Source organism: Campylobacter concisus (assembly GCF_015230015.1).
GTDB classification, from domain to species: domain Bacteria; phylum Campylobacterota; class Campylobacteria; order Campylobacterales; family Campylobacteraceae; genus Campylobacter_A; species Campylobacter_A concisus_AF.
Window position 1 is genome coordinate 17,641 of the sequence record NZ_JAAKZC010000019.1, and the last position, 23,768, is coordinate 41,408.

Sequence of the window (23,768 nt, forward strand, 5' to 3'; positions counted from 1 at the left end):
TATAGCAAAAAGCTGCAACATAAAACTTAAAGATAGTTTTTTGGACTTTTTCAGCAACGTTTTTGTTGCTAAAATGTATAATCTCGACAAAATTTAACAATAGGAGAAACAATGGCTATAAGTGTTTATTATGATAAAGACTGCGATTTAAGCCTTATTCAGAGTAAAAAAGTAGCGATCATTGGCTTTGGTTCACAAGGTCACGCACACGCTGAAAATTTAAGAGATAATGGAGTAAGTGTTGTTATAGGTCTTGCAAAAGGCGGTAAAAGCTGGGCAAAGGCTGAGGCAAAGGGCTTTGAGGTAAAAACTGTTAGCGAAGCTACAAAAGGCGCTGACGTGATCATGATCCTCACTCCAGACGAGCTTCAAGCTGAAATTTATAAAAATGAGATCGAGCCAAATTTAAAAGATCACGCTGCTATCGCATTTGGACATGGATTTAATGTTCATTTTGGACAGATAAAAGCTCCAGCAAACATTGATGTCATTATGATCGCTCCAAAAGCCCCAGGACACACAGTTAGAAGCGAATTTTTAAGAGGTGGTGGCATACCTGATCTTATAGCTGTTGAGCAAAATGCAAGCGGAAAGGCTAAAGAGATCGCCCTAAGCTATGCTTGCGGTATAGGTGGCGGTAGAACTGGCATCATTGAGACAACATTTAAAGATGAAACTGAAACAGATTTATTTGGCGAGCAAGCAGTGCTTTGTGGTGGTCTTTGCGCACTTGTAAATGCTGGATTTGATACACTTGTAGAGGCTGGATATGAGCCTGAGATGGCGTATTTTGAGTGCTTGCACGAACTAAAACTAATCGTTGATCTAATGTATCAAGGTGGCATGGCTGATATGCGCTACTCTATCTCAAACACAGCTGAATACGGCGACTATGTAAGTGGCGTAAGGGTAGTTGGCGAAGAGAGCAGAAAAGCTATGAAAGAAGTTTTAAAAGAAATTCAAAATGGCAAATTTGCAAAAGACTTCATCCTTGAGAGAAAAGCAGGATATGTTAGAATGAACGCTGAGCGCGGTATAGCTGAGAGAAGCTTGCTAAATAAAACTGGTAAAAAACTTCGAGCAATGATGCCTTGGATAACTAACGGCAAACTTATAGATCAAAGCAAAAACTAAGCCTTGAGCGAAAAAAAGACTACAAAGAAGCGTCCTGCAAAAAAGAGTGCAGGTCGCTCTCATAATAAAATTTTCCTTGGCATCGGTGTCATCGCTGCTATTTTGATAGTAGCACTTATCGCAGCTCTTAGCATCAAAAACAAAGATGTTGAACAGATAAGTAAAGTAAATGAACCAAAGAGCGAGAAGCAAATTTCAAAAAAAGCTGAGCAAAAAGTTGCTAGTAAAGATAAAAAACAAGAGTATGAAAAGAGAAAATACCCTCTAAAATTTGATGAAGATGAAAATTTAAGTAAAATTTTTACCGATCCTAAACACAAAAGCGAACTTGCTCTAAAGCCAAAAACTGAGCCAAAAGAGCAAAAAAAGATAACTCCTGAGATAAAACCTGAAGTAAAAGTAGAAGTTAAAAAAGAAGAGCCAAAAAAAGAGCAAAACGATACGAAAAATTTGCTTGCAAATTTATATAAAAATATGCAAAGTAGCGTAGATGCAAGCTCTGAAGCAAAGAGTGAAGAAAAGCCTGAGCAAAAGGTCGAGCAAATAATCGAGCCATTTTACGCAGGCAAAAATGAGGTAAAAACAGAGATAAAAGTAGAGCAAAATAAAAGCGCTGAAGCAAATTTAAGCATAAAAGAAAATTTAAAGCATAGTGAAATTTTAAAACCAGAACCTGCTAAAAAAAGCGGGATTGAGCCTGGCAAAAAAGATAAGAAGCAAATTTACAGCGAAAAACCGCAAAAAGAGGGCGCGAAAAAAGATGACTTTGCGGTTGTGCCATTTACTCCAAATAGCAGCGTAAAAGGGCGTGCCAAGCTAGTGCTAATAATCGATGATGTGGCGACATTTGAGCACGCTAGTATGGTCAAATCAATCGGTCTAAAGATAACGCCGTCCATTTTTCCAGCGACAAAAACTCATCCAGATACACCTTCGATCGCTAGGTCGTTTGAGTTTTATATGATCCACTTGCCGATGCAAGCAAAGCACTTTGATAGCCCAGAGATAGGCACTCTAACGATCAACGAGAGCTTTGAGAGTATGCATGAGAAGATAAAAAAGATACGCAAAGACTTCCCGCGTGCAAAATATACAAATAACCATACAGGATCGCGTTTCACGAGTGATTATGACGCGATGGACAAGGCTTATAGAGCATTGATAGAGCAGGGTTTTATCTTCGTTGATAGCAAAACTATCGCTCAAACTGCGGTGGCAAGAGCTGCGAAAAAGTATAATCAGCCTTACATTTCAAGAGATATATTTTTAGATGATGATCCATCGGCTAGTGCGGTTAGGCGTGAACTCGTGGCTGCTGTAAATTTAGCCAAAAAAAGGGGCTACGCGATCGCCATCGGACATCCAAAGAAAAATACGATCGCAGTGATAAAAGCTAGTAAAAACAACATCTTAAAAGATATAGAAGTTGTCTATCTAAAAGATATTTTATGAAGCTTAAAATCATCCCAGAGGCGCTAAATAGGCTAAAAAACCCTCCAAAAGAGCTAAATTTCATAGGTAACACATCGCTTCTTAGCATGCCAAAAGTCGCAGTCGTTGGCTCAAGAAAGGCAAGCGTTTATACAAAAGAGTGTGTCACAGCACTTTGTGCGGTGCTAAAAAGTGCAAATATCTGCGTGGTAAGTGGTGGGGCTATCGGCGTAGATATCGCAGCTCATAAAGCCGCCATGCCACGAACTATCGGAGTTTTTGCGAATGGACTTGATATCATCTATCCGGCTCAAAATAGGGCGTCGATAAAAGAAATTTATGAAAAAGGCTTGGCTCTAAGCGAGTATGACGATGGCGAGCCACCGATCGCTTATAGGTTTTTAGAGCGAAACCGCATAGTTGTTGGGCTTGCGCAAGCTCTGGTTGTCGCTCAGGCTGATCTAAGAAGCGGCTCGATGCAAAGTGCAAGGCTTGCAAATGAGCTTAAAATCCCTCTCTTTGTCCTGCCACAGCGCATAAATGAGAGTAGTGGGACAAATGCCTTGCTAGCTAGCAAAAAGGCCGAGCTTATCGATGATTACGTTAAATTTGCCTCACTTTTTGGCGAGGTAAAAGAGCAAGAAAAAACAAGCGATGAGGTCTTGAAATTTTGCAAAAACGGCGTTAGCCTTGATGAAGCATTGTCTAAATTTGGCGAGATCATCTATGAATACGAGCTTGACGGGCTAGTTGAAATTTCAAATTTAAGAGTAAAAAGCGCGCTATGAGAGAGAAATTTATGGCTATCGATGTTGGGCTAAAGCGCATAGGGCTTGCTTTTGGCTTTGGCGAGGTCGTGACGCCCCTTGAGCCAGTTCTCAGAAAAAACAGAAACCAAGCCGCAAGAGATGTGAGCCAAAAAGTAAATGAATACGCTCCAAACACGCTAGTGGTAGGTGTTCCGATCGGTGGTAGTAGTGAGGATGAGATGAGAAGGCGTATCGAGCACTTTGTCTCGCTTCTTGACGTGCAGGCTAATATCGTCTATCAAGATGAGGCCTTTAGCAGCAGCGAGGCAAGCGAAATTTACACAAACACAAAGCGAGATGGCAGGCTTGATAGCGTCTCAGCCGCCATTATCTTAAAGAGATACCTAAAAATTTTATAATTTCCTAGCCACTATCCCCAAAGTCTCGTGCAAACTATCGCTAGTAAATGGCTGTCTAAGCGTAGTCATCTTCTCGCTTTTGATGCTTTTGGCTTCATCTTTGCTGATGATGACGATGTAGAAATTCTTAAGCTTTTGATAAGTTAGCATCTCATCAAGCCTTGCTTTATCGCTTAGATACTCCTTTTGCACGAAGATGATGTCTGGCTTAAAAATGGCATCTTTTATGTGTAAATTTAAACTCTCAAAGCTCTTTTGTTTGCTAAGCTTCAGCCCAGTAAAGCTTAGCTCATGACTTAGCGTTAAAAATAAATTTTCATCATCGCAAGCTATTATCGCATTTTTGCCTATAAGGCTGGCTATCTCGACGCTTTGCCTTTTAAATGTCCCGCTTTTTGGTAGTGGCACGCTTATGCTTATATTAAAGCCGTCCTCTGCTTTGCTCATCTTGGCATTTAGCTCTTTTAGTAGCTCGCCAGCTTCTTTTACTAGCCTCTCATTTGGCTTTTGCGGGCATGAAGTGCATCTTATATGTATGTCAAAATGCACCAAACTTAGGCTATAGCTTACTAGAGTAAAGGATATGAGCAATTTTGAGTTGCTAACGCTATTTAGGTAAAATTTGCTTAAATTTTTGATCGCGCCTATTAGCTTGTGTGCTTCAAAGCTTAGATAGCGTGGGTAGTTTGGGTTGTAGTTAAAGACGATGGCGTTATCTCTAGTGGTTGCGTCCTTAAAAAGTGCCTCTAAAAAAAGCTCCATTTGCGCGACAAAATCGACATTTTTCATATCACAAGCATCCCATCGCCATAAGAGTAAAATCTATACTTTTCACTAACCGCCGTTTCATAAACCCTCATCGTCTCCTCAAGCCCTATAAAGCTAGTAACTAGCATTATCAGCGTTGATTTTGGTAGGTGAAAATTTGTTAAAAGGTAGTTTTGTCTGATAGGTTTATTATTTAGATTTAAAAATAGCTTGCAAAAGCCGCTTGGCTGCTTGCTTCTAGCAAATTCTTCAACGCACCTAGTAACTGTCGTACCAACGCCAAGGATTGGCTTATTTGAGCTTATGATCTCTTGAGCTTTTTCGCTTAGCTCGTAGAATTCTGAGTGCATTTTGTGGTCGTTTATGTTTTGGCACTCTACGCCCTTAAATGTTCCAGCGCCCACGTGAAGCGTGATGTAGGCGACCTCGTGTTTTGCCTTTATTCTCTCTAGCATCTGCTCGCTAAAGTGCAGACTGGCTGTTGGAGCTGCCACTGCGCCGCTATTTTTGGCAAAAATGCTTTGATACCAGCTCTCATCGTCCTTTGTATCAGCCCTTTTGATATATGGAGGGAGTGGGACATGACCGATCTTTTCAAGCTCACCAAAAAGCTGCGCCGTATCTAAAATAACGCCATCTTTGGTGAAATTTACCACCCTTGAGCCATCATCATTTAGCTCAAGCACATTTACTTTTATGCTATCAGCAAAATTTAAAACGCTACCGACACTTACTTTGCCCCTTATATAGACGCTAAATTTATTATCATTAAGCGGTTGATTTAGCATCACTTCGCAGGCTCCGCCGCTTTGTTTGTGCCCTAAAATGCGGGCCTTAACTACCTTTGTATTGTTAAAAATGACCGCCGCGTCCTCTGGGATGAGGCTGGCTAGATCTTTAAATTTATAGTGTTTTATCTCTTTTGTTTTTTTAAAATAAACAAGCAGTCTTGCCTCTTCTTTTGGCAAAACTGGCTCTTTTGCGATGAGCTCGTTAGGCAAAAAGTAGTCGTAGCTTGAGATATCGTTTATATCACTCATCGCCTGCGTCGCTGTCTGTATCGCTATCTTGTTCATCGTCGTCGCTTTTACCAGCTCTTTTGGCTACGATGATAGAAATTCCATAAAGTCCGATGAGTGGCAGTGCCATTAAAATTTGGCTTATAACATCTGGTGGTGTGACGATGGCTGCGAAGATAAAGATGACGACTACTGCGTATCTGAAGTAGTCTTTTAGCATCTTGTCATCGACAAGGCCGATCTTTGCTAAGAAAAATGTAATGACTGGCAGCTCAAATGAAATTCCAAAGCCGATTAGTAGCTTTGTAAAAAAGCCCACATATTCGCCTATGCTTGGTAGCGCCGTAAAGAGCTGACCGCCAAAATTTACCAAAAATGTAAAGCCAAGCGGGATGACCACGTAGTAGCAAAACGCCGCCCCGCACGCAAACATAAATGAAGCAGAGAGGACAAATGGGATCACATATTTTTTTTCATTATCGTAAAGTCCAGGTGCGACAAATAGCCAAAATTGCCAAAAAATGATAGGCAAAGCAAGCACCAATCCAGCAAAAAAGGCGACCTTCATCGCAGTGAAAAATGGCTCTTGGATCTGTGTAAAGATGATGTTTGAGCCAGCTGGCAAGACTTGCTTTAGCGGCTCGCTCATCCATGCAAGCAGTGGATTCCAAAATGTAAAACAGATGCCAAAACAGACAAAAACGCTTACTATGCTTATAAAAAGCCTCTTTCTAAGTTCGATCAAATGGGGTCTTAGCTCTTCAAACATCACGCCTCTTTTTTATCGTTTAAGATAGCATCTTTAACTAAATTTGTTGGATTTTGTATATTTTCTACCGTTTTTTTGGTATCGCTTACGACGTTTTGAATGCTCTCAGTGACGTCGCTTGCGCTTTTCTTGATCTCGTCAAGCTCTTCAAAAGTGAGTTTTTTACGCACGCTCTGAGCGCTTTGGGTTATGCTCTCTTTATATTTTTGAGCGTCCTCTTTGAGCTCGGCTATCTTCATCTCTTGATCAAATGTTGATTTTGCGTCGTTTATACCTTTTTTAAACATCTTTAGAAATTTGGCGATCTGCACCATAGCGCTTGGCAGCTTGTCAGGGCCCAAAACTAGCACGGCGATCACGGCGATGACCAAGATCTCAGAAAAACTCATTCCAAACATTTTTGCCTCTGTTAAATTTTATTTAAGCTTTGTATTTTATCTTGACTTTGCTCAAATTTTTATAAATTTAGCCCTCGATAAAGAGTGCGATCTCGTCGCTGAGCAAGAAATTTGGGTTGTAAAATTTGCCATTTTTAAAGAGCAGTTTTTCATTTTCTACAAGTAAATTTGCTCTTTTTTTCTGATCCTCATTTAAGCGCCCAGCCTCCACGCCAACGATGCTTCTAAGCCCTAAAAATATATGCTCTCTTACTAGCTCGCTTGGACTTAAAATTTCTCTTTCTCTATGTGTTGGCTGCGTGATATAGGCGTCTATGCTACTTTTGGCGTAGTATCTGGTATTATCCACAAAGCCCACGCTAAAAGCGCCCACACCAAGGTAGTTTTTGCCTTGCCAGTAGCCAAGATTGTGCTTGCAAATTTCTCCAAAATTTGAAATTTCATATTGCTTAAAGCCAGCTCGCTGGGTCTGCTCTATCATAAATTTAGCCAAAGTGTCGCTATCCTTTTTATAGCTTTTTTTGCCAGCAAATGGGGTGTTTTCTTCAAGCGTGAGCGAGTAGGCGCTTAGATGCGTGATAGCAAGGCTTTTTAAATTTTCAATCTCAGCTAAAAGGCGCTTTTTGGTATCAAATTTAGTGTCATAGATGAGGTCTAAATTTATGTTCTTAAAGCCAGCTACATGGGCATTTTCAACCGCTTTAAAAATTTGCTCCCTACTGTGGATGCGCCCTAGAAATTTAAGCTTATCTTCAAAAAAGCTTTGAGCGCCAAAGCTTATACGGTTTGCGCCTAAATTTTTTATATGTTTTAGCCAAGCTAAATTTGCAGAATTTGGATTTGCCTCAAAGGTGATCTCAGTTTTAGGCGTGCAAAGTTGAGCTAAAATGCTAAAAATTTCATCATAAAATTTGGCATTTACCGCGCTTGGTGTGCCGCCACCAAAAAAGATAGTAGAAATTTCTTTTACATTTTGGCTTTTTAGTTGGGAATTTAGATCAAGGCAAAGCGCTTTAAAATATGCGCTAACCTTCTTAAATTCATCATCGCTTGAGCCAAAGGCGCAGTATGGACACTTGCTCTCGCAAAATGGCACGTGGATATAAACTTGCAAATTTCTCTCTTTTTTAAATTTTGGCGATTATAAGAAATTTGGCATTTAGCGCAGTTTAAAAGTAGCTTTTTTGCCTTATTAGCTCGCTTGGTAAAAAGCCAAAAGTGCCTTTAAAAATTTTTGCAAAATGCGCTGCATTTGTGTAGCCAACGATACTAGCAGCCTCTTTTATGCTGATGTCATTTTGTTTTAAAAGGGCAAATGCAAGCTTTAGCCGCTCTTTTGCTAAAAGCTGATAGATCGTATCTTTGAAAAAGAGTTTAAAATTTTTCTTAAGCCAAAAGTCATTAGTGCCGCAAAGATGGGCTAACTCTTTGATACTTGGGGGATTTTGCATGCGAGTAAGTAAGATTTTCTTAGCCTTTAAAAGCACTTTTTCTTCGTCACTGCTAAAATAAATTTTCTCATCTTTTAAAGCTTTGCTCTTGTAGATAAGCTCCAAAATTTTTGATTCTATAAAAATTTCTCTCATCATGCCATCATATAAATTTGTCGTCTCAAGCTCGTTTAAAACGCAAATTTGAGCCTTGTCTTTTTTGTATTTTATAAGATCAAATTTCTCTTCAAGCCTAAGCTTACTAAAAATTTCAAGCTTATTTGCGTAGTGCTCTTCAAAAAGCAAGGTTTTAGTTTTATAAAATTTATTTTGATATTCAAAAACGCCTTTTAAGCTATCATTTACTAGCCCTATGCAAAACTCATCCCTGCTTAAAAGATACTCTTTTTTATCGAGTTTAAAGCAAAGATTATCTCTTGCTTCGTTAAACATCAAAAATAGATATTTTTTATCTCCCTCGCTCTCTCTTTTTATGATTTCATTGCATAAAATCTCGCTTTTTAGGTAGCTGATGCCATTATTTTGTTTGAAAAATTCTACATTTATCCGCTTGTTGTTTTGTGAGATTTTACTTATGCCATATCTTTTATCTAAATTTATCATTTTATCCCTTGAGCGTTAAATTTAATCCCTTTAGCGTTATGTCTGATATTGATAACGATTATTTTATTTTAGTAAAATGTGATTTAAATTTTCATAAGGAGTTTTTTGTGAGAAGTCTATTAAAAATTTCTATTTGTGCGGCAGTTTTTATAAATTTACCGCTTTTTGCAAATGAAGATAAGCTCTTGCCAGAGGTCAAAGTAGTGAGCGCAACTGGCTTTGAGCAAAACATAAAAGACGCACCTGCAACGCTTAGCGTCATCACTCAAGATGCGCTATAAAAGAGAAATCACAAGGACGTTGAGAGTATGGTTAAAGACGTGCCAAGTCTTTTTGGAGCGACACTTGGTGCGGCAAATAGGCGAGGTATCTCCATAAGGGGGCTTTCGCAAAGATATACAAAAATCTTAGTAAATGGCATACCAGTGCCAGGAGATAACGCTTACAAGGGGCTAAGAAGCGTTGGAGGCTCATACAGCTTCATCCCGCCAGCAAGTGCAATAAGCCGCATCGAAGTGATACGCGGCCCAATGAGCTCGCTTTATGGAAGCGATGCACTGGGCGGAGTTATAAATATCATTACAGATGAGTTTAGTAATGAATTTGGTGCAAATCTTGGCTCAAGCTATAAATTTGCAAGAAATAAAAATATAAGTGGCGAGTTTTACAACAGCCTTTATTTGCACTCTGGACTAATTGATGATGTTTTAAGTGTTTCTGTTTATGGTAAAAATTTAAATAAATCAGAAGATAAAATTTCTTATGCAATCAGAGAGCAAAAGGATAGAAATTTTGGTGCAAAGCTATTTTTTAAGCCAAATGAAAATAATGATCTTATACTTGAGCTTGCAAGAAGTGATGTGAAATATAAAAGAACTAAAGGCAAAACACTATCAACTGGTACTAACTCGGTTGCTAGCGAGAGAATAAAGGGCGATATGATAAATTTAAGCCATGAAGCAAGGCTTGATAATATCTTGCTTCAAAGCTATTTATCTTATGGCAAGCTAAAAGAGATCGCACAACAAAATTTGACGTTAAAAACACTAAATTTTGATACAAAAGGCTCATATTTTACTGATAATAATGCCTTTACATTAGGGCTAAACGCCAAAAAAGAAAAGCTTGATGAAAAGGCAACCACCGCAGACGCGGCAAATGTAAAAAGATATGACATTTCGCTTTACGGCGAAGATGATTATCATCTTACAAAAGACTTTATCTTAAGTACTGGTATTCGCTATAACTACGATGAGAACTATGGCTCGCACGTTTCACCAAGAATTTATGGCATCTATAACTTTAATGACTTTTTTGCCCTAAAAGGCGGAGTTAGCACAGGATACGCGACGCCTGACATCAAGCAACGCACGCAAGATCTTGCATTGCCATTTGCTGGAGGACGTGGAGCACAGCTTGGTAGAAGCAGCCTTAAGCCAGAGACAAGCGTGAGCTATGAATTTGGCGGCGTTTATAATGACAATGAAGGCTTTGAAGCATCGCTAACTGGCTTTTACACAAGTTTTAAAGATATGTTAAGCTATAGCCCTATCTGCTCAAGAGGCAGTGTTTGCAGACATAAAGGTAAAATTTATCCAAATGGTATTTGGGAGAGTGTAAATATCGGCAAAGCTGAAATTTACGGAGTCGAGCTAACAAATGAGTGGCAAGTCACAAACGCTCTTAGGCTAAATCAAAGCTACGTCTATACAAGATCAAAGCAAAAAGATGGAGCGGAGATAGGCAAAAGTTTAAACAACTATCCGCTTCATACATTTAAATTTGGAGCGAACTACGAGTTAAACAGATGGCTAAATTTCTGGTCTCAGATAAATTATTATGGTAGGACTAAAAACTCATTTAGCTATGCTGATGATATGAGACCTTATGTGATCGCTGATCTTGGCATAAACTACAACGTAACAAAGAATTTCAGTCTAAATTTGAGCGTTTATAACCTCTTTAATGAGTATTTTACGACAAGATCTGGCAGATATGACATCTTGATAGCTGACGGACAAAAGATCGAACTTGGTTTTAACTTAAAGTTTTAAAATGATAAAAATTTTGAAAAAATTTCATCTTATCTTGGCTTTTATCTTTGCCTTGCCGCTTCTTGTGCTTAGCATTAGTGGAGCGATCATCTCGTATCACGATGAGATAATCGATATCTTTAGCAAAGATGAGGTCGTGGCTGGCAAAAAGCCTTTAGAGATAGATGAAATTTTAAAAATTTTTAGCAAGAGCGAGCCAAATTTTAATCTTAGCTACCTAAAGATAAAGGGAGTGTCAAACAAGGCTTACGTCATAAGCGGAACCAGTGAAAATGGCGAGTTTGAGTCGTTTTTCATAGATCCTTATACTGGAGAAATTTCTGGCAAAAACAAGGCAGAGAAATTTATAGGGCTGGTTTTAAATTTGCATAAAAACTTAGCCCTTTCGCTTTTTAAAAATGAAAATTTGACCAAATTTGCAAGTGAGCTAGTAGCGCTTTCTACGCTTGCGTTGCTTTTTATTTTGATAAGCGGGGTGGTGATATATTTTTGGAGGTTTAGAAGCAGGGTGAGGGATGCTTTTAAGCTAAATTTAAAGGCAAGAAAATTTGCGTTTTTGTATTCATTACACGGCTTTTTGGGTATCTATCTTGGCGCTGTTTTAAGCGTGATTTGCATTAGTGGGCTTTACTTTTCTTATGAGAGCTTTGCTAAGGTTATAAATCAAATTTGTGGCGAAGAAAAGGTCTTTAAAAAGCCAAATTTTACAAACAAAAATGGCTTTAGCTTAAGCGACGAGCAAAAGGTGGCAAACCTTAAAAAAGCTTATGAAATTTTCATCTCTAAATTTGGAGACGAGTTTGAGGCTTTAAATTTTATAGTAAATAGCGGCGGCGTCAAATTTATGCTCTTTTACCTGCCAAAAGGTGCTAGCGAGGGAGAAGGCGTTAGGCTTTTAGTCGATACAAAAAGCGAGCAAATTTCAAAAAATGCCATGCCAAAGTCATTTGAAATTTATAAATTTATGCTTGATTTGCACGCTGGATATATCTTTGGCGAGCTTGGTAAATTTATATTTTGTCTAGCATCATGCGGTGTGGTTTTACTGCTTTTTAGTGGAGGTGCGATTTATTACAAACGGCGTAAAAACTAACTTCATTTATCTATCTCTTAACTCTTTTTCGTTATCATCTCAAATAAATTTTTTGGAAAAGACATGCAAAAAAAATATAGACCAAATGTAGCAGCTGTCATTTTGTCTAGCTCTTACCCTTTTAAATGCGAAATTTTAGTCGCCAAAAGGGTAGATATGGACGATATCTGGCAGTTTCCTCAAGGTGGCATAGACGAAGGCGAAAGCCCAAAGCAGGCACTAAAAAGGGAGCTTAAAGAGGAGATCGGAACTGATAAATTTGACTTCTTAGAAGAGTATCCTGATTGGCTTAGCTACGACTTTCCAGCAAATGCGTCAAAGAGATTTTATCCATTTGATGGGCAGACGCAAAAGTACTTTTTGGTTAGGCTAAAAAACGGTGCTAGCATAAATTTAAAGACCGAGCATCCAGAATTTAGCGAGTATAAATTTGTAGATATCAACAAGGCTTTAGATGGGATAAACCACTTCAAAAAGCCTATTTATGACAAAGTTTTGAGTTATTTTAAAGAGAAAGGATATTTTTGATGTTAATCGTTCAAAAATTTGGCGGAACTAGCGTAGGCACGCTTGAGCGCATCGAAGCTGTGGCAAATAGGGTCATAGAGACTAAAAACAGCGGCGCTGACGTGGTTGTGGTAGTTTCTGCGATGAGTGGAGTTACAAATCAATTGGTTGAATATAGTGAGTATTTCTCAAAGCACCCAGACGGCGTTGCTACTGATATGCTTTTAAGCTCTGGGGAGCAAGTAACCACCGCGCTTTTGACGATTGCACTTAATGCAAAAGGCTATGCGTGCGTAGGACTAACTGGCGCAATGGCTGGGATAATGACTGATGATGTGCATACAAAAGCTAGGATAGAAAAGATAGACACCACTAGGCTAAAAGCTGAGCTAAAAGCTGGCAGGATCGTCGTCGTAGCAGGCTTTCAAGGCATAGACGACAAAGGCGATATCACCACTCTTGGCAGAGGTGGAAGCGACCTTAGCGCGGTTGCATTAGCTGGTGCGCTTGAAGCTGATCTGTGTGAAATTTTTACCGACGTTGATGGCGTTTATACGACTGATCCAAGGATAGAAAAAAAGGCAAAAAAGCTAGAAAAGATAAGCTATGACGAGATGCTTGAGCTCGCCTCTGCTGGGGCGAAAGTGCTTCAAAATCGCTCAGTCGAGCTAGCAAAAAAACTAAATGTCAAACTAATCACAAGAAGCAGTTTTAACCACAACGAAGGTACATTAATAGCAAAGGAAGATAATATGGAAGCGGTTTTAGTAAGCGGTATAGCACTAGATAAAAATCAAGCAAGAGTAACTTTAAGAGGCGTAGTCGATAAGCCTGGCATCGCAGCTGAAATTTTCACAGCTCTAGCTCATCAAAATATAAATGTAGATATGATCATCCAAAACGTAGGACACGACGGCACGACAAATTTAGGCTTTACTGTGCCACAAAACGAGCTTGAGCTAGCAAAAGAGACTATGCAAAAGCTCTCAGCTGCAAAACATGTCGAGTATGACGATGCGATCGTGAAAGTCTCGGTTATCGGCGTAGGCATGAAGAGTCACAGCGGCGTAGCATGTCTAGCATTTGAGACGCTTGCAAAAGAGGGGATAAATATCCAGATGATCTCAACAAGCGAGATAAAAATTTCAATGATTGTCGATCAAAAATATGGCGAGCTGGCAGTTCGCGTACTTCACGATGCGTATAAGTTAGATAAATAATGCAAGATTTTATCCAATGGACGCTTGAGACTATAAGAAGCGAAAGATATATGAGCTGGATGGAGGAGAAGCGCGTCGAATGGACGCCTTTGCTTGCATCTAGGCTTAAATTTTTGCTTGATAGCAAGGCTTTTATAGTCATCTGCGACGATGAGCGAGAGTGGTTTGAAAACTATCTTTTAAGAAATATCAACCGCACAAAAAGCGAGCGTCCATTTTTGCCATTTTTTAGCCTAAGATCGCTCTATCCAGCCTTTGACAGCGTCGAGACAAACGAGCAAAAACAGCTTTTAAAAGATATGCTAAGCCTTGCCTTTCCAAATGGCTACATCTTTTTTTACATCGGCAAAAGCATAGACAAGCGTGCAAATTTAGCTAAAACTGACGAAAACAGCTATATGTGGCTCTTTGATGAGCAGGCGCAAAATAGCTTCACGCTAAGCTCTAGCGATGAAAACTTAGACATCAAACTTCTAAATTTATACAAACTTTTTGATAAGAGCATAGACGCTGTGCTATTTGCAAAGGTGATACTCTAAATGCTAAATAAAATCGTCATAACAAGCGATTTTGAAAATTTAAAAGCCAAGCTTGAAGCCGAGTTTGGCGTAAATAATCTAAGATTTTTTATAAGCGATGATTTTTTGCTAGAAAATGCAAAAGAGGTCATCGCTGAGGCCTACATCGCCGAAAAAGATGAGAAAATTTTGGTTATCAGTGCGAAGTCTTTTCGAACTGAGGCTCAAAACGCACTTTTAAAGATCATCGAAGAGCCTCCAAGAAACATCAAATTTATAATAGTAACGCAGAGTAAAAATTTACTTCTACCAACGATCAGATCGCGCATGCTCATAGAAAATAAGCTCACCAAAAAGCCAAAAATGAGCGTAGATCTAAATTTAAAATCGCTTAGCCTAAAAGAGCTAACAAGCTTTATCGATCAAAAGATAGCAGAGGAGCAGGCACAAAAATTTGGCAAAAACGAGCTAAAAGAGCTTGTGGGCGCTATCGTGACAAAGGCGGTTGATAGTGGTTATAAATTTAGCGGAGAGGAGATGGAATATTTTTTCTCGCTCATAAAGCTTGCTGATCTAAACGCCAAGTCTCACGCCGTTCTAACGCCACTTTTGCTTACTATCTTTGAGAAAGGACGACGTTGAAATTTTATAAGATAAATAACAAAAGCGACTTTGATCAAATTTGCAAGGCCGTCTTGCCAAGTCCGGCTGGCACGAAGCTCATGCGAGAAAAGAGCGAGATAAATTTTATTTTTATCGATGAGATAAAAACCCCAGCGGCAAATATCCTAAAACAAGACGCTCTAAGCGTTGGCGCTGAGCTGGTGACGCACAAAGATACTATTTTAGGGCGCGAGAGCCTAAATAAAGCCTTGCTAATGGCGACAGACGCGCAGCTTAGGCAGTTAGCTAAAAAAGAGAAGCTGCAAGACTTTGGACTTAAAAAGCTTGCAGTTTTTTTAGAGACTAAATTTATAAAACCCGCAAAGCCCCTTATAATGGGCGTTGCAAATATCAACACAGATAGCTTTAACGAGCAAAGCCGCATAAATACTCAAAATGGCATAGCTAAAATCGAAACCATGATAGAAGCAGGTGCCCACTATATCGATCTTGGCGGCGTTAGCTCAAGGCCAGGGAGCGAGTATTGCGGACGTGAGGAGGAGTTTAGGCGCATAAAAGATATCGTGGAGGAAATTTATAGGCTAAATTTACACGAAAAGGCGAAATTTAGCCTTGATAGCTTTGATGAGTATTGCTTAGAATTTGCTCTAAATCACGGCTTTAAGATGATAAATGACATCACGGCAAACGCAAATTTAGCCACGCTTGCTGCAAGATACGATGTCCAGTTTTGCATGATGCATATGCAAGGCGATCCAGCCACCATGCAGATCGCGCCAAAGTATAACGACCTTATCGGCGAAATTGCAGACTTTTTCGAGCAAAAGATAGCCCTTGCAAGGGAGCTTGGCGCTAAAAAGATAGTGCTTGATGTGGGCATTGGCTTTGGCAAGACGGCTGAGCAAAATTTGCTGCTTATTAAGCATTTGGAGCATTTTTTGAAATTTGACTGCCCGCTGCTAGTTGGTGCTAGCCGCAAATCAGTGATAAACCACTACCACCCAAGCGAGGTCAAAGATCGCTTGCCAGGCTCGCTTTATCTGCATCTAAAAGCCTTCGAAAACGGCGCACAGATCATTAGAACGCACGACATGGCAGAGCACAAGCAGCTTTTTGATATGCACGAGGCGATGAGCCAAGCCACGCTTTGGTAGGGCGCTTGGCTAAAAAGAGGCTAGATGAAAAATTTACTTCCGCCACCTTGGATCAAATTTCCCAAGATTAGCCCCTTTTTTATAAGCTGGAGGATGGGCGCTGGCGAAGATTATAAGTTTAAATTTAAAGAGTGGCTAAAAACGCTAAGCCAAGATGAGCGTAGCGAGTATCAGAAGCTCTTTGCTGAGCCTGCGACATGGCGTGGATACTGGGACGAGAGGCTAGGCTCTGATGAAAACACGCTTTTTGTAAATGACGACTTTGTTATCAACCTTTGGGAGCATGAGCCTAGATATGATCTAAAATGGCTTAAAAAGCGCTATAACGCTGGCAAGTCGGATAAATTTCTCTTATTTTGGGGTCATCAAAAGAGCGCAAATTTAAGTGCAAGCTGCCTTAGTCAGTGGTATAGCTCTAACTTTTGGGAAGATGAAACTAAATACATTTGCGCTGAGCAATATATGATGGCTAAAAAGGCTCAGTGTTTTGGCGACAAAGATGTTTTGGGGCAAATTTTATCCGCCAAAGATCCAGCGCAGATGAAGGCGCTTGGCAGGCAGGTGCGAGGCTTTGACGCTAAGGTCTGGGACGAGGTCAAATTTGGCGTCGTGCTAAATGCTAGCTATCTAAAATTTAGCCAAAATGCCCATTTGCGTGAATTTTTACTACAAACTGGGAGCAAAATTTTAGTCGAGGCAAGCCCAGTAGATAAAATTTGGGGCATAGGCATGAGTGCAAGCGATGAAAATGCGCAAAATCCCATGAAGTGGCGAGGGCAAAATTTACTTGGCTTTGCGCTGATGAGGGCGAGGGACGAGATAGTAAAGGTCTATAAAAATGTCCATTTATGTGACGCGAGAGAGCTAAATTTGGATCATTTATAAAGTATGTTTAAGATAAAATGCGGTGTAAATTTGGAGCAAAAATGACAAAACAAGAGTATGAAAAAGCGGTAGATACGCTAAATGCGTGGGCTAAGGCCTACTACGACGAGGACGAGCCACTTGCAAGCGACGAGGAGTATGACGCGCTATATCACGCGGTGCTTGATTATGAACAGGCAAATCCCAGTGAAATTTCGCTATTTTCGCCGACAAAACGAGTGGGCGGAGGCGTAAAAGAGGGCTTTAGCAAGGCAAGCCACATAAAGCGCATGTGGAGCATGGAGGATATCTTTAGTCTTGGCGAGCTTGATGCGTGGCTAAAGCGTGGCGAGAAGGAGAATTTTACCTTTGTTGCTGAGCCAAAATTTGACGGAGCAAGCCTAAATTTACTCTATGAAAATGGTGTTTTAGTTAGGGCGATAACCAGAGGCGACGGCGTTACAGGCGAGGACGTGACGCAAAATGCAAGGACCATTAGCTCGGTGCCAAAGAGCATTAGCTACAAAGGGCTCATTGAAATCAGGGGCGAGGTCGTCATAAGAAAAGATGACTTTGAGCTATTAAACGCAGAGCGCGCAAAAGAGGGCGAGGCGCCGCTTTCAAACCCTAGAAACGCAGCTGCAGGAAGTCTTAGACAGCTTGATAGCGCAGTTACGGCCAAAAGAAAGCTACTTTTCATACCTTGGGGCGTGGGTGAGCAGAGCCTTGGGCTGAAAGATCACAGCGAGGTGATGAAATTTGTGCGAGATCTTGGCTTTGAAAGAGATGATTTTTTCAAAATTTTAAAAAAAGATGAGCTTGAGACCGCATATAACGAGCTACTAGCTAGCCGTGAGGCAAAGAGCGTGATGATGGATGGCATGGTGATACGTGTAAATGACCTTGCGCGCTGTGAGCAGCTAGGCTACACGGTCAAATTTCCAAAATTTATGGTGGCGTTTAAATTCCCAGCCATTGAGAAGGTCACAAGACTAAAAGACGTGGCACTTCAGGTCGGTAGAAGCGGCGTGGTGACGCCTGTTGGCGTGCTTGATGAGGTAAATATAGACGGAGCCAATGTAAAATCAGCCACCCTTCATAACTTTGATGAGATCGAGCGCCTTGGCGTTATGAAAAACGACTACATCGGCATCATCCGCTCAGGAGATGTGATACCAAAGATCACAAAGGTTTTTAAAGATAGACGAGATGGTAGCGAGCAAGCGATAGAGAGGCCTAAATTTTGCCCAGTTTGTGGCTCGCACCTGCTTGATGAAGGGGTCTTTGTAAAGTGCCAAAATTTAAGCTGCAAGGCAAGAGTGGTGGGCTCGATAATCCACTACGCATCGAAAAAGTGCCTAAATATCGACGGCCTTGGCGATGCGATCGTAAATTTGCTATTTGACAAGGGGCTGATTGCTTGCATTAAGGACATCTACAGCCTTAAATTTGATGATCTCATGGCGCTTGAGGGCTTTAAAGAGAAAAAGGTAAATAACCTTTTAAATGCGATCGAAGCTAGCAAAGGTGCGGAGCTATCGCGCTTTATCACGGGCCTTGGCTGCGAGCACATCGGCGAAGTGGCGGCAAAGAAGCTTGCTAGTAGCTTTGGACTGGGCTGGCTTGATGCTAGCTTTGAAGAGCTAACCTCGCTTGAGGGCTTTGGCGCGGAGATGGCAAATAGTTTAATCGACTTTGCCGAGGTAAATAGGGACGAAATTTTAGCCCTAAGCCAGATCGTGCAGCCAAGCGTGACGCAGGTGCAAAGCATCTCAAACGCACTAAGTGGCAAGACGGTCGTTATAACTGGCACGCTAAGTCGCCCAAGAGATGAGATAAAGGCGGAGCTTGAGAGTTTTGGCGCAAAGGTTTCTGGCTCAGTTTCTAAAAAAACGGACTTCGTCTTAGCTGGCGAGGAGGCTGGCAGCAAGCTTGATAAAGCAAATGAGTTAGGCGTGCTGGTGATCGATGAGAGCGAATATGAGAGGCTAAAACTTGAGGTTTGATAACTACGTCGCAAGCGTTTTAAATATAAGTAGAAACAAGGCGAGCGAGCTGATAAAGGGCGGCAAGGTGCTAGCAAATGGCGAAATTTGTACCAAGGTTTCAAGCGAAGTTAGCGAGGCTAAAATTTCGCTGCTTGATGAAATTTACGTTGGGCGAGGCGCGCTTAAACTAAAGAGCTTTTTGGAGGCGATGAAATTTGACCTAGCTGGCAAAAACGCACTTGATATCGGCAGCTCAACGGGCGGTTTTATGCAAATTTTGCTTGAGCGTGGCGTAAAGAGTGTGACTGGCGTTGATGTGGGCACTGATCAGCTAGATGCTAGTCTAAGAAGCGATGAGCGAGTGAAAATTTATGAGAAAACTGACGTCAGGGAGTTTGCAAAGCAAAATCAAAGCAAATTTGAACTCATAACCTGTGACGTGAGCTTTATCTCATTGGCTGAAATTTTGCCAGCTATTTGCGAGCTACCAAGCGTAAATTCGCTCATCATCACGCTTTTTAAGCCGCAGTTTGAAGTGGGCGTTGGCGTAAAACGCAATAAAAAAGGCGTTGTCACCGATGCTAAGGCTGTAAATTTAGCTATGAAGCGCTTTGAAGTGCTAGCAAGTAGCTTGAAATTTGAACTGATAGCTTGCAAAGAGTGCGAAGTCAAGGGAAAGGAAGGAAATGCCGAGTTTTTCTACGCTTTTAACAAAAGATAACATCACTGCCGTTGCGATCGGGCACTTTGACGGCGTGCATAGGGGGCACAAGCAGCTTTTAAAGCAGCTTGGCGAGTTTGGCGGACTTGTCGTCATCGACAAAAATAAAGCCAACATCACGCCAAAGCTAAAGCGAGCCGAGTACTCAAACTATCCTTGCTTTTTGTATGATTTTGAGAGTATAAAAGGGCTTAGCGGTGAGGAATTTATCGCACTTTTAAAGCGGGATTTTAAAAATTTAAAAAAGATTGTAGTTGGATTTGATTTTAGATTTGGCAGAAATAGAGCGTGGGACAAGCACGATCTGAAAAGAATTTTTGATGGCGAGGTGGTCGTCGTTGATGAGGTTTGTTATGACGGCATGGGCGTGCATAGCTCATCCATCAGAGAGCTGATACGTCAAGGCAACATCGATGAGGCAAACAGGCTAATAGGCAGGGAGTACTCGATCGAGGGCAACGTGATAAAAGGGCAGGGCATCGGCGCAAAAGAGCTGGTTGCTACGCTAAATTTAGATATAAAAAGCTATCTTTTGCCGCGCGAGGGCGTCTATGCGACAAGAACGAGGATGGGCTCATACACCTATGGCTCGGTCACTTTTATAGGCAATAGGCTTAGCACGGATGGAAATTTTAGCGTCGAGACGCACATCATGGACGAGGTCGCGCCAAAAGTGACGACGCACGTTGCTGTTTGCTTCATAAAACGCCTAAGAGATAATAAAAAATTTAATTCTCTTAGTGAGCTAAAAGAGCAGATAAAGCGCGATATAAACGAGGCTAGACAGTGCGTGGGCGTGTGCGATCTCTTTTTTGGAGAGACGATGAGATACTTTGACGGATATGGAGCTGGTATATGAGAGATGAAATTTTTAAAGAGCCTATAAGCAAGCAGTTTGAATTTGATGACTTTGTGGCGAGCGTTTTTGACGATATGATATCGCGCTCGGTGCCATTTTACGATGTGAGCTCAAATTTAAATGCAAAGTTGCTTGCTAAAATTTTGCCAAAAGAGGCAAGCGTGTGCGACCTTGGCTGCTCTACGGCAAATAGCTTGCTTTTGCTAAATAACCTTAGAAATGATCTTGTGCTAAGTGGCGTGGATAACTCTGAGGCGATGCTAGCAAATGCAAAAAATAAGGCAAAGGCTTATGGGGCTGATATTGAGTTTATTTTGGGTGACATCACAGAGTGCGAGCTAGAGGGCTTTGACGCGGTTTTGGCAAACTATACTTTACAGTTTATCAGACCGCCAAAAAGAGCAAATTTGGTGCAAAAAATTTATAACGGACTAAATGAAAATGGAGTTTTTTTATTTAGCGAAAAGATCATCTTTGATGATAAAAAGCTCACCAAAAGCGTCATAGAAATTTACGAGGACTACAAACAGGCGCAAGGCTACTCACGCTACGAGATCGCCCAAAAAAGGGAGGCGCTTGAAAATGTGCTGGTGCCATACACTGAAGAAGAAAATAGAAACTTAGCCCTAAATGCTGGATTTAAGCGTGTTGAGAGCACATTTAAATGGGGAAATTTTATGAGCTTTTTGGCGTTTAAGTAAAATTTGACGCCTTAGCTAAGTGCGAAATTTATGCATAAATTTGCAATTGATGAAATTTTGAAATTTCAAGCTTATAGGTAGAATTTTTGCAAAAATTTTGTAAATAGCCAGAGTAAAAAGCCCCAAATCAAAAGAATATACAAAAATTTACTAGATCACGCAATGATGTTTTCTAAATACTAAAGATAAAATTTAAAACAAAGCTGGCTGTGAGTGCGGTTTTAAGCTTATAATGAAAAATTTGTAGATATTTTAAAGTGGGTCAAATTTGCGTGCAAAACCTTAGTTTGTAGGCAGTTTTTAAAATATCTTAAATAAAAAGCTAAAAATTTAAGATGCAAATTTTAGATATTTAGCGGGAGTTACCCCGCTAAATTTACTCATTTATCGCTGCATTGCCGTGGTGGTGGAAGTCATCGTAGATGATCTTTGAAGTTTGGAATTTCTCACGTTTTAGCTCGCGAACTCGTAAAAATTCCTCTTCGTCGATCTTTTTGATCTGGATAGCTGCTTTAAATGTCGGAGTCTTGCTGATGTAGTCCCAACCGCTGCTTGTTAGCTCGTTGCAAGAGCTCTCCCAGTAGTGGAAAGTCATCTGGATGATGCCATCAGGCACGATGTCAGTCACTTCAGTTTTTACGACGATGTAACCGTATCTACTCCAAGCTTTGATAAAGTCGCCTTGTTTTAGCCCGTATCTTTCTGCAAGCGCTGGGCTCATCTCAGCGATAGGCCCGATGCTATCTCCGCCCTCTTCGATAGCACGTGAGCGTCTTGTCATGGTGCCAACTGTGTATTGATAAACTTTTCTAGTAGTTAAAAGCTGTATCGGATACTCGGCGTCAGTCTTCTCATCGACTGAACCAGCCATGATAGGATACTCAGGCGACATATTCATCTTCTTAGCAAACTCAAGTTTTGCGCTCTCGATCTCATCAGCCTTATCCACAAATAAGCATGGCACAAAGCGACCTTTGCCATCAGGTGTAAAGAATTTCTTATCAAGATAGAGGCTTTGACCGCCCATATCATCTTCAGTTGGGCATGGCCAGTGAAGTCCGTGATATTTTTTAAGTCTATAGTAGCTCATGCCGCCGTAGCGTCTAGGGTCGCATTTTCTAACTTCTTCCCAAATCTCTTCTGGTGAGTTAAAGTTAAAGCCCTCTGTCGCACCCAAACGACGTGCGATCTCGCAAACGATCCACCAGTCTTGTCTAGCATCTCCTGGAGGTGTGATGACTGCTTCGTTGTGTTGGACACGGCGCTCTGCGTTTGTATAAAGACCCTCTTTTTCACTACTTGCAACGCCAGGGAGAACGACGTCGGCTTTTAGCGATGTCTCAGTTAAAAATAGGTCTTGAACCACGTAGAAATCGACATTTGCAATGCCTTTTAAGAAGTGGTTTGTATTTGGCTCAGAGATGACTGGGTTTTCGCCGATGGTCCAGAAGAAATGCACTCTGCCATCAAGTATCGCATCAGGCACTTCAGTTTTATGGACGCCTATCTTTGAGTTTAAAAATCCAGGCTCTAGGTGCCACATTTTCTCAAACCAAGCTCTTTGCTCTGGGTCAGTGACTGAGCCAAGATTTGGGAAGATATTTGGCAAAACGCCCATATCGCAGCAGCCTTGAACGTTCTCTTGACCTCTAAGCGGCAAGTCGCCTGTGCCAAGCTCGCAGATATTACCAGTGATTAAAAATAAATTTGATACGTCGCAAACTCCACCAACGCCGTGGTTGAAGTGAGTTACACCCATGCCGTGAGTGATGACGGCTGGTTTTGTGGTGGCGTACATTCTAGCAGCTGCTCTGATATCATCTGGATTTAGCCTTGTGTATTTTGCTACAACCTCTGGGGCATAGTCTTTTACAGCTTCTTTGACATACTCGATGCCTATTGTGTGATCTCTTACAAATTCCTCATTTACAAGGCCTTCTTCTATGATAGTGTAAAGAAGTGCGTTGATAACTGGGATGTTGTGCTCAGGCTCTAGTTGTAAGTGGATGTCGGCTCTACTTGCAAACTCAGTCTTGATAGGGTCGATAACGATCAGTTTTGCACCGCGGTTTAGCGCTCTTTGGATGTGCATAGCTGCGATTGGGTGGCCATTTTCTGGGTTTGAGCCTATCATTAATATACAGTTACTATAAGTGCCAATCTCTGTAAAGCTATTTGTGGCAGCTCCGTTTCCGATTGTTTTAGCAAGTCCTGCTACTGTCGGAGCGTGTCAAATTCTAGCGCAGTGATCGACGTTGTTTGTACCAATTACAGCGCGCATTAGCTTTTGAGCGACGTAGTTGTCCTCTAATGTACAGCGTGCTGAGAAGTTACCAGCAAGTGAGTCAGGGCCGTATTTCTCTTTTGCCTCTTTCATCTTTTCTACGACAAGATCAAGCGCCTCGTCCCAGCTGGCCTCTTCAAATTCACCATCCTTTGAAAAGACCCCGTTTTTCTTTCTGATAAGTGGCTTTGTAAGTCTGTCTGGACTTGCAACGTAGTCCCAGCCATAAAAGCCCTTTAAACATAAATTTCCTTGATTGACTGGATTGTCTTCGACGCCAGTAGCGGCACGAACGACGTTGTTTTCCACGTGCAAGGTTACTTGACAGCCTGTCCCGCAATAAGGACAGATGACTTTGCCTTCTTTCATCACTTTCTCCTTCTAATTATGCATTTTCTGCATATTTATTTTGAGTAATATTACTAGCGCAAAACTTAATC

The 23,768-nt window shown here is 41.0% G+C and carries 22 protein-coding genes and 1 pseudogene; 16 read left to right on the forward strand and 7 right to left on the reverse strand.

The annotated features are described in order from the left end of the window. The first annotated feature begins 111 nt into the window (after positions 1 to 111). From ilvC to ruvX, 4 genes are read left to right on the forward strand one after another with little or no spacing between them, the layout of a single operon-like run. Positions 112 to 1,134, forward strand: a complete 1,023-nt coding sequence (ilvC, locus tag G6W42_RS09085) for a ketol-acid reductoisomerase (RefSeq protein WP_194173748.1) — start codon at positions 112 to 114, stop codon at positions 1,132 to 1,134. Positions 1,135 to 1,137: 3 nt separating this feature from the next. Beyond that, entirely contained in the window at positions 1,138 to 2,586 is a 1,449-nt protein-coding gene (locus tag G6W42_RS09090) for a divergent polysaccharide deacetylase family protein (protein ID WP_194173749.1), read from the forward strand. Next, positions 2,583 to 3,353: a DNA-processing protein DprA gene (locus G6W42_RS09095; RefSeq protein WP_194173750.1), complete on the forward strand. Its 771-nt coding sequence runs from the start codon at positions 2,583 to 2,585 to the stop codon at positions 3,351 to 3,353. The genes G6W42_RS09090 and G6W42_RS09095 overlap by 4 nt, the downstream gene beginning before the upstream one ends. Continuing rightward, entirely contained in the window at positions 3,350 to 3,733 is a 384-nt protein-coding gene (gene ruvX, locus G6W42_RS09100; protein WP_149715804.1) for a Holliday junction resolvase RuvX, read from the forward strand. The genes G6W42_RS09095 and ruvX overlap by 4 nt, the downstream gene beginning before the upstream one ends. On the opposite strand, the gene G6W42_RS09105 is transcribed toward ruvX, so the two are convergent. From G6W42_RS09105 to G6W42_RS09130, 6 genes are all read right to left on the reverse strand, one after another. Beyond that, on the reverse strand, positions 3,728 to 4,522 hold the full coding sequence (locus tag G6W42_RS09105) for a hypothetical protein (protein ID WP_194173751.1): 795 nt from the start codon (positions 4,520 to 4,522) through the stop codon (positions 3,728 to 3,730). The genes ruvX and G6W42_RS09105 overlap by 6 nt on opposite strands. Further along, the gene (queA, locus tag G6W42_RS09110) at positions 4,519 to 5,541 is read right to left on the reverse strand and encodes a tRNA preQ1(34) S-adenosylmethionine ribosyltransferase-isomerase QueA (RefSeq protein ID WP_194173764.1); all 1,023 of its coding nucleotides are present in this window, start codon (positions 5,539 to 5,541) and stop codon (positions 4,519 to 4,521) included. The genes G6W42_RS09105 and queA overlap by 4 nt, the downstream gene beginning before the upstream one ends. Then, positions 5,534 to 6,289, reverse strand: coding sequence for a twin-arginine translocase subunit TatC (tatC, locus tag G6W42_RS09115; RefSeq protein WP_103609038.1), 756 nt, complete (start codon positions 6,287 to 6,289; stop codon positions 5,534 to 5,536). The genes queA and tatC overlap by 8 nt, the downstream gene beginning before the upstream one ends. Next, positions 6,289 to 6,687, reverse strand: a complete 399-nt coding sequence (gene tatB, locus G6W42_RS09120) for a Sec-independent protein translocase protein TatB (protein ID WP_012140063.1) — start codon at positions 6,685 to 6,687, stop codon at positions 6,289 to 6,291. The genes tatC and tatB overlap by 1 nt, the downstream gene beginning before the upstream one ends. 67 nt (positions 6,688 to 6,754) lie before the next feature. Next, complete coding sequence (hemW, locus tag G6W42_RS09125; RefSeq protein ID WP_194173752.1) at positions 6,755 to 7,801, reverse strand: radical SAM family heme chaperone HemW; 1,047 nt, start codon at positions 7,799 to 7,801, stop codon at positions 6,755 to 6,757. Positions 7,802 to 7,856: 55 nt separating this feature from the next. Next, positions 7,857 to 8,741, reverse strand: coding sequence for a helix-turn-helix domain-containing protein (locus tag G6W42_RS09130; protein ID WP_194173753.1), 885 nt, complete (start codon positions 8,739 to 8,741; stop codon positions 7,857 to 7,859). A 107-nt stretch (positions 8,742 to 8,848) separates the two neighbouring features. On the opposite strand from G6W42_RS09130, the pseudogene G6W42_RS09135 reads away from it, so the two are divergent. The 12 genes and pseudogenes from G6W42_RS09135 (at position 8,849) to cmoA (ending at position 21,044) form a co-directional block, all read left to right on the forward strand. Next, positions 8,849 to 10,795 (forward strand): annotated as a pseudogene (locus tag G6W42_RS09135) (TonB-dependent receptor domain-containing protein). A gap of 1 nt (position 10,796) precedes the next feature. Beyond that, positions 10,797 to 11,888: a PepSY-associated TM helix domain-containing protein gene (locus G6W42_RS09140; protein WP_194173754.1), complete on the forward strand. Its 1,092-nt coding sequence runs from the start codon at positions 10,797 to 10,799 to the stop codon at positions 11,886 to 11,888. A 63-nt stretch (positions 11,889 to 11,951) separates the two neighbouring features. Next, entirely contained in the window at positions 11,952 to 12,416 is a 465-nt protein-coding gene (locus G6W42_RS09145; RefSeq protein ID WP_194173755.1) for an RNA pyrophosphohydrolase, read from the forward strand. Then, positions 12,416 to 13,615, forward strand: coding sequence for an aspartate kinase (locus G6W42_RS09150; protein ID WP_107831430.1), 1,200 nt, complete (start codon positions 12,416 to 12,418; stop codon positions 13,613 to 13,615). Before G6W42_RS09145 ends, G6W42_RS09150 begins: the two co-directional genes overlap by 1 nt. After that, positions 13,615 to 14,154, forward strand: coding sequence for a HobA family DNA replication regulator (locus G6W42_RS09155; RefSeq protein WP_021087775.1), 540 nt, complete (start codon positions 13,615 to 13,617; stop codon positions 14,152 to 14,154). The genes G6W42_RS09150 and G6W42_RS09155 overlap by 1 nt, the downstream gene beginning before the upstream one ends. Then, positions 14,155 to 14,775, forward strand: a complete 621-nt coding sequence (locus tag G6W42_RS09160) for a DNA polymerase III subunit delta' (RefSeq protein WP_194173756.1) — start codon at positions 14,155 to 14,157, stop codon at positions 14,773 to 14,775. Then, on the forward strand, positions 14,772 to 15,911 hold the full coding sequence (gene folP, locus G6W42_RS09165) for a dihydropteroate synthase (protein ID WP_194173757.1): 1,140 nt from the start codon (positions 14,772 to 14,774) through the stop codon (positions 15,909 to 15,911). Before G6W42_RS09160 ends, folP begins: the two co-directional genes overlap by 4 nt. A gap of 24 nt (positions 15,912 to 15,935) precedes the next feature. Next, positions 15,936 to 16,796 (forward strand): NADAR family protein, encoded by an 861-nt coding sequence (locus tag G6W42_RS09170; protein WP_194173758.1) that lies wholly within the window; start codon positions 15,936 to 15,938, stop codon positions 16,794 to 16,796. Between the two features lie 41 nt (positions 16,797 to 16,837). Continuing rightward, the gene (gene ligA / locus G6W42_RS09175; protein ID WP_194173759.1) at positions 16,838 to 18,781 is read left to right on the forward strand and encodes an NAD-dependent DNA ligase LigA; all 1,944 of its coding nucleotides are present in this window, start codon (positions 16,838 to 16,840) and stop codon (positions 18,779 to 18,781) included. After that, entirely contained in the window at positions 18,771 to 19,484 is a 714-nt protein-coding gene (gene tlyA / locus G6W42_RS09180) for a 23S rRNA (cytidine-2'-O)-methyltransferase TlyA (protein ID WP_194173760.1), read from the forward strand. The genes ligA and tlyA overlap by 11 nt, the downstream gene beginning before the upstream one ends. Continuing rightward, positions 19,450 to 20,343 carry a bifunctional riboflavin kinase/FAD synthetase gene (locus G6W42_RS09185; protein WP_194173761.1) on the forward strand — a complete coding sequence of 298 codons (894 nt, stop codon included), beginning with the start codon at positions 19,450 to 19,452 and terminating at the stop codon, positions 20,341 to 20,343. The genes tlyA and G6W42_RS09185 overlap by 35 nt, the downstream gene beginning before the upstream one ends. Next, positions 20,340 to 21,044, forward strand: coding sequence for a carboxy-S-adenosyl-L-methionine synthase CmoA (cmoA, locus tag G6W42_RS09190; RefSeq protein WP_194173762.1), 705 nt, complete (start codon positions 20,340 to 20,342; stop codon positions 21,042 to 21,044). The genes G6W42_RS09185 and cmoA overlap by 4 nt, the downstream gene beginning before the upstream one ends. A gap of 376 nt (positions 21,045 to 21,420) precedes the next feature. On the opposite strand, the gene fdhF is transcribed toward cmoA, so the two are convergent. Beyond that, a complete protein-coding gene (gene fdhF / locus G6W42_RS09195; RefSeq protein WP_194173763.1) occupies positions 21,421 to 23,697 on the reverse strand; it encodes a formate dehydrogenase subunit alpha in 2,277 nt (758 codons plus the stop codon). Positions 23,698 to 23,768 lie beyond the last annotated feature (71 nt).